Annotated in this window: 3 protein-coding genes; all 3 read left to right on the forward strand. The window is 71.6% G+C overall.

All coding sequences use genetic code 11. The features are described from left to right. Positions 1 to 159 precede the first annotated feature (159 nt). A complete protein-coding gene (locus AC1MIR_RS25425) occupies positions 160 to 615 on the forward strand; it encodes a hypothetical protein (protein ID WP_480030962.1) in 456 nt (151 codons plus the stop codon). Continuing rightward, positions 612 to 1,790, forward strand: a complete 1,179-nt coding sequence (locus AC1MIR_RS25430; protein ID WP_480030963.1) for a mandelate racemase/muconate lactonizing enzyme family protein — start codon at positions 612 to 614, stop codon at positions 1,788 to 1,790. The genes AC1MIR_RS25425 and AC1MIR_RS25430 overlap by 4 nt, the downstream gene beginning before the upstream one ends. Before the next feature lie 54 nt (positions 1,791 to 1,844). Continuing rightward, positions 1,845 to 2,986: OpgC family protein (locus AC1MIR_RS25435; RefSeq protein ID WP_480030964.1), on the forward strand; the 1,142-nt coding region annotated here is incomplete at its 3' end.

Below are 2,986 nucleotides of genomic sequence, written 5' to 3' on the forward strand. Positions count from 1 at the left end.
TTGATGGTCATTATGGGCAGGCCAACCGCACGAGGCCTCCCATGCGACGTGCCACCGCCGCCCTCCTGATCCTGCCCCTGCTGGCTGCCTGCCGCGCCGCGCCCCCCCCCCCCCCCCCCCCCCCTGCCGCCCGAGAAGGTCGCCGCCATCGCCGCCGAGGTGCCCGCCATCCGCTACGTGAAGGAGGAAACACTGCCCTGCGGCCAGCATGTCACGCGCATCCTTGCTGCCTCGGCCGGCGGGCGGGCCGCGGCGGCGACGCTCGACGGCGTGATGGGCGGCGCCGGCGCGCGCTTCATCCTGGACGAGCTCGCTCGCGGCGCCTGTGGCACCATGCCCGCGCTGGAACTGGCCGATGCCCATGTCGCGCTGTGGAAGGCGTGGCAGCGCGGCGACCGTGCCGAGGCGCGTCGCATCTACACCCTGACCCTGCCGCTGCTCGCCTTCCAGATGACCTTCCGGGTTCGCGCCACGAAGGAGGTGCTGAAGCGCCGCGGCCTGCTCGCCCACACCGGCGCGCGCGCGGCGGGGCCGAAGCTGGACGAGGGCGACATGGCCGAGATCGGCGAGCTGATCGCGACCGCGAAGCCCGCCATGACGATGCACTTCCCATGACCGACAGGATCGAAAGAGTCACCGCCTATGTCGCGGAAATCCCGCGCGACGTGCCCTATCTCGGGCCGCTGCGCGAAGGGGAGACGGTCAATCGCCGCGGCTACATCGTCCGGCAGGGCAACCGCACGCTCTATCCCACCGCCGACCGCTCCGTGCTGCTGCGCATCGAGACGGAGAAGGGGCTCACCGGCTGGGGCGAGACCTATGGCATCGTCGCCCCGGAAGCCGTGCGCGCCATCGTGGACGACGTGCTCGCGCCGGTCCTCGAAGGCCGCGATCCCTTCGCGCCCGCGGTGATCCATGAGGACCTCTACGACCTCATGCGCGTGCGCGGCTTCTTCGGCGGCTTCTATCTCGACAGTCTGGCCGCCGTGGACATCGCGCTCTGGGACCTGCTCGGCAGGCGCCTGGACGCGCCGATCTCCACCCTGCTCGGCGGCCGCCGGCATGAGCGCATCGCCGCCTACGTCTCCGGCCTGCCGAAGGCGACGCTGCCGGAGCGCGTTGCCTTCGCCCGCGACTGGCAGGCGAAGGGATTCGGCGGCTTCAAATTCGCCGCCGTCGTCGCCGATGACGGCGCGGAGGCCGAGATCGCCGCGCTGCGCGAGGGTCTCGGCCCCAAGGCGCAGATCATGGCCGACCTGCATTGGCGCCACACCGCGCCCGACGCCATCCGCCTGATCCGCCGCCTGGAACCGCACGGCCTCGCCTTCGCCGAGGCCCCCTGCGCGCCGGAGGACATCGAGGGCATCGCCCAGGTCGCGCGCGGGGTCGGCGTGCCGGTCGCGCTCGGCGAGGAATTGCGCACCATCCACGAATGGCAGCCGCGCTTCGCCGCGCGCTGCATGGGCATCGGCCAGCCCGAGATGGGCCGCACCGGCATCACGCAATTCCTCCGCATCGGCGCGCTGTGCCAGGCCAATCACGTCGCCGTGATGCCGCATGCGACCATCGGCGTCGGGATCTTCATGGCGGCAAGCCTGCAGGCCTCCGCAACCCTCCAGAACCTGCCCTGGCACGAATACCAGCACAGCATCTTCGCCCCCAACCTGGCGCTGACCCGCCCCACCGGCACGCGCCACATGGAATGCGAGGCCGGCTTCTACACCCTGCCCGACGGCCCCGGCCTCGGGGTGGAACCGTCGGAGGCGCTTATCGCTGCGATCGGGGCGTAACCTCCCCCCGGGGCCGGGCGAAGCCGGCTCGCATACTCCGAGGAAAGCGGCGCAATGGCGCGACCCGTGTCTCCGGCCGGCCGGCCGCCTGTGCGCCCACCGCGCGACGTCCGCCTGGACGTGCTGCGCGGCTGGATGCAGGTCTCGATCTTCATCAGCCATGCGCAGGCCAGCATCTTCTTCTTCGGCATCCATGCCGCCTGGGGCATCTCGGACAGTTCCGAGCAGTTCGTGCTGCTGTCCGGCCTGGCGCTTGGCTCGGTCTTCACCCTGAAGCGCGTGCGCGACGGCTTCGCCGCGGCCTCCAGCGACCTCGCCGGCCGGATCTGGCGCCTCTACCTCACGCATCTGGTGGTCTTCGCGCTGTTCGGCGCCATGGTGATCTGGGCCGAGCGCTTCGTGCCGCTGCCCGGCGCGGTGGAGTATGGCGGCTGGAAATGGCTGATGGCCGAGCCCTGGTACGCCGTGCCGGCCGCGCTGGCGCTGCTCTACCAGCCGAGCTTCATGGACATCCTGCCCATCTTCATCGTCTGCATGATCGGCCTTGCGCCCTTCCTGTGGCTGCTGGAGCGGGTGGGCGACCGGGCGCTGCTGGTGCCCCTCGGGCTCTATCTCGCCACGCAGGTCTTCGGGTTGCAGCCGCTGGTGCTGGGCGGCACAGGGCTCACCTTCGACCCCTTCGCCTGGCAGGTGCTGTTCATGCTCGGCGCCTGGGTGGGGCGGCGCGCGCTGCTGGGCGAGCCGCCGCTGCCGCGCCACCCCGCGATGTTCGTCGCCGCGGCGTTGATCCTGGCTGTCGGGCTCTGGGTGCGGCTCGGCCTGCAGGGCGTGGTGGCGCCGCCCTCGGCCCTGGTTGAGGCGTTGTCGGACAAGTCCCGGCTTGGCCCGTTGCGCCTGCTGCATGCGCTGGCGCTCGCCTGGCTGGTGGCCGCGCTGGTGCCGCGCGACGCGCCCTGGATGCATGGCCTGGTGCCGCGCCTTCTCGGCGTGATCGGCCGGCACAGCCTGCACGTCTTCTGCGTCGGCCTGTTCCTGAGCTGGTGGGTCGCCGCCGCGCTGCACGAGCTGCCGTCCCAGGCCTGGTGGATCGACCTGCTCGCCATCCCCGCAGGCATCGTCGTGCTGACCGCCTTCGCCCTCTGGCGCGAGTCCCAGCGCCCCCTGAAGGCAGGGGCCCGGGGAGCATCATGCTCCCC

The sequence above is a fragment of the Falsiroseomonas sp. RANM36 genome (assembly GCF_056682175.1).

Excerpts from the sequence above, each read along its gene's own strand:
- AC1MIR_RS25430 (WP_480030963.1), top strand. The coding sequence starts at position 612 with ATGACCGACAGGATCGAAAGAGTCACCGCCTATGTCGCGGAAATCCCG.